The organism is Actinomadura sp. 7K534 (assembly GCF_004348575.1).
Taxonomy (GTDB): Bacteria; Actinomycetota; Actinomycetes; order Streptosporangiales; family Streptosporangiaceae; genus Spirillospora; species Spirillospora livida.
In genome coordinates, this window is sequence record NZ_SMKB01000400.1 from 1 (window position 1) to 3,640 (window position 3,640).

A 3,640-nucleotide genomic window follows, 5' to 3' on the forward strand; every position below is an offset into this window, starting at 1 on the left:
CCTGCCCCAAGGAGCCGCCCCCGCACAGGGCTCTACCGGGCGCCCACGCTCCCCCGGAACGGACGCATGCAGCCCGAAGCATTCACCTTGCTCATGACCGTCTACGGCGGTGATCGAGCGGAGCACGTGAGGGTCGCCTTCCGCAGTGCGGTGCACGAGCAGACCCTGCGCCCGGACCAGGTCGTCCTGGTCCAGGACGGCCCCGTCGAACCCGAGATGGCCGCGTGCCTGCGCGAACTGGTCGACGGCAGCCCGGCCGAGGTGTCGTTCGTCCAGCTGGAGCACAACCGCGGCCTCGGCCCGGCTTTGGACGCGGGCCTCCGCGCGTCCCGGTACGACATCGTCGCCCGCATGGACGCCGACGACGTCGCCATGCCGCACCGCTTCCAGACCCAGGTGCCGCTGGTGCGCGCCGGAGCCGACCTCGTCGGCGCCGGCCTCCTGGAGTTCGACACCGACATCTCCGACATCGTCGGCCGGCGCACCCCGCCGAGCGACCCCGCCGACATCGCCCGCTACTCCCGCCTCCACGACCCCTTCAACCACCCCACGGTCGTCTACCGCCGCAGCGCCGTCGTCGCGGTCGGCGGCTACGGCGACCTGCCGCTGATGGAGGACTACTGGCTGTTCGCGCGGATGATCGCGAACGGCGCCCGGATCGTGAACGTCGCCGAGCCGCTCGTGTACTACCGGGTGGGGGACGGCGCGTACGAGCGGCGAGGCGGCCGCGACCTGCTGCGCTCGGAGCTCCGGCTCCAGCGCGAGATGCTCGGCGAGGGCTTCATAACGCGCCCCCAGTACGTGCGCAACGTCGTCGTCCGGGGCGGTTACCGCCTCGTCCCGACCGTCGTCCGCAAGCCCTTCTACCGGATGGTCGTCGCCCCGTACGGCGCCCGCCGCAACCGCTCCCGCGACCGCGAACGGGACCGGGACGCCGCCTTCGTGCCCGCGCCGCGCACCCCGGGCTACGTCCCGCGGCACGCCCGCCCGGAGCGGGCTCCCGCCTCGCCGGCCCCGCTCTCAGCGGCGCCGGGCGAACCGCCCGCCGCGCCGCCCCAGCCGGTGGAGCCGGGCCTCGCCGGGCCGGCCGAGGCGGCCGTCCCGGATCAGCGCGACCACAGCACGGGCTGATCGCCGTTGGAGTCGGCGCTGCGGCCGACTCCCAGCAGCGTGCTCCCGAAGCTCGCCAGCCCCGTGATCTGCTGGTCGCCGACGCCGCCGAGACCGGTGCCGCCGGGCGTGGAGGCGCTCCAGGCGAGGCCGTCCGGGGACGTCCACGACACGACGTCGGTGCCGCCCGCGGCCCCGGTCGTGCCGGTGGCGGCGAAGCCGTCCGGCGTCGCGGTCAGCGCGGTGACCTTGACGGGGGTCCCCTCGCTGGGGGACGTGAGCGGCTGCCACGACTTGCCGGCGTCCGTGGAGACGTAGCCCAGCCAGTCCAGGCCCTTCTGGGTCGCCGCCAGGCCGGTGGCGACGAGCGTGCTCCCGCGGGCGGCGACGTGGGTGAAGTGAGCCTCGTTCACGCCCGCGGGCAACTGGAGCACCTGCAGCGTCCACTGCTTGCCGTCGGGCGACGTCCAGATCGAGGGCCGGTTGCGCCTGGCCTCGCGGCTGCCGCCGACGGCGGTGAAACCGGACGGGCCGGCGGTGACGTCCAGCATCCAGCGGCCGGCGTTCTTCCCGCCCCTCATCATCTTCGGGTCCGTGCCGGTGCCGCGCTCCCAGCTCTTCAGGTCCGGGGAGAACCAGGCGGCCACCGAGGTCCCCTGGATGCCGACGACCACGTATCCGGCGTCCCCGGCGGCCGCGGCGTTGGTCACGGGCACGCCCTCCCTGGAGGCGGCGAACGCGGCGTCGGAGTCGGCGGTCTGCCAGGTCGCGCCGTCCTCCGAGGTGACGACGAGCGGGCCGCGCGGGGCGGCCTGGTCGTAGCCCACCGCGAGCCAGCCCGCGGCGCCCCCGGCGACATCGGTCAGCTGCTGCGGGCCCGGCCGCGTGAACGCGGCGCCGAGGCCCTGGGCGGGCGTCCACGCGGACCCGTCCTTCGACGACCAGGCCGCGGCGTCGCCCCGCGCGCTGCCCACGGCGACGGCGAGGGCGTCGGTCGCGCCGACGGAGGTGACCGAATGGTCGGGCCGGACGGCGCCGGTGATCTTCGCGAGGTCGACCGGGACCGCGGTGCCCGCGGCGTCCCAGACGCCGAGCATGGCGTCGGTGTCGCCGCCGCCGGGCTCGTGCCCGGCGAGGACCGCCTGGCCGCCGGCCACCGCCGCGCCCATGACCTTGAGGCCGGGCTTCAGCTCGGCGGTGCCCGCGTCCTTCCAGGACGCCCCGCCGTCCGCGCTGCGCGACACCAGCACGTCCCGGTCCCGGAAGACGATGGCCGCGTAGCCCTGCCGGTCGCCGACGATGCGGCTGGTGTGCTTGTACCCCTCCGCCTTCAGCGTCCCGGCCTTGCTCCAGGTCCTGCCGTCCCGGGAGAAGTACGCCTGGCCGTAGAAGTCGCCGGACGACTTCATCTCGCGCACGGCCAGGAAACCGGCCTCGCTGCCGCCGATCATCAGGCCGCGGCTGCCCTTGGGCACCGGCACGTTGGAGCCCGTCCAGGTCCGGCCGCCGTCCTCGGAGCGCCAGACCCTGCGGTAGGGGTCCTTGCCCCCGTCGGGCGTGACGAGGCCCTCCAGGAGGATTACGTTGCCGCTGTTCGCGGCCTCCACCAGGGCGAACTCGCCGCCGCTGATCTGCAGTCCGATCTGGTCGGCGACCCGCGGCTCCCAGCGCCGCCCGTCGGTGGACAGCCAGAGCGCCGGCCGGGAGTCGCTGAAGTCGCCCTTCGGGGAGTTCTCGCCGATGGCCAGGTACCCGTTGCCGGTGGCGACGATCCGCTGCACGCGGTTGTTCAGGCCGAACACGTCGCCGACGGCGTCGGGCTGCCTGCGCCACTCGCGCCCGTCCTCGCTCAGCCAGACGGCGCCGCCGCCCGTCCGGGAGCCGATCGCGACCCAGCCGCGGGACGAGCCGCCGACCGCCTCGGGGATCCCGCCGGGCGCCGCGGCGCCGCCGTCGGTGCCCTGCGGCGGGACGGACTCGAACGTGCGGCCGCCGTCGTTGGACACCAGGAACACCCCGCGGGCGTTCTGCGGGTCCGTCTCGCCGCCGACCGCGACGACCGTCGAGCCGACGGCGGCGACGCCCGCGATCTCCTGGTCGCGGCCGTCGGTGCGGGCCGTGCCGCTCACCGGGAAGACCGAGCCGGCCAGTTCCGCGCCGGTCTTCTTCTCGCCGTCGCCTTCGAGGAGGCCCGGCACGACGACGACGCCCGCCGCGACCAGCGCGGCGACCGCCAGGCCGGCGACCCCGATGAGCAGCGGCTTCTTGAGGCTCCTGCGGGGGCCCTTCGGCTTCTTGCCCTGCGGGGTGCGCCACGGCTCGTCGATGACGGGCGGCGGCGGCGCGGGCGGGCCGGCGACGCCCTGGTTCTGCTGCGGTGCCCCCGGCACCTGCTGGGCCCACGGGAACGGCTCCGCGGCCGGGGGGCCGCTCGGGGCGCCCGGGACCTCCTGCGCGTAAGGGAACGGCTCGTGGGCCGGTGCCGCGGGCGTGCCCGGGATCTCCTGCGCGTACGGGAAGGGAGCGTGGG

At 75.6% G+C, this 3,640-nt stretch carries 1 protein-coding gene and 1 pseudogene; one reads left to right on the top strand and one right to left on the bottom strand.

Translation table 11 applies throughout. The features are described 5' to 3' along the window. Positions 1–66: 66 nt before the first annotated feature. Positions 67–1,131 carry a glycosyltransferase gene (locus E1266_RS36260; protein WP_243719328.1) on the top strand — a complete coding sequence of 355 codons (1,065 nt, stop codon included), beginning with the start codon at positions 67–69 and terminating at the stop codon, positions 1,129–1,131. Here the strand turns inward: E1266_RS36260 and E1266_RS38585 are convergent. Then, a pseudogene (locus E1266_RS38585) lies at positions 1,107–3,640 on the bottom strand (hypothetical protein); the annotation flags it as partial. The gene E1266_RS36260 and the pseudogene E1266_RS38585 sit on opposite strands and share 25 nt — an antisense overlap.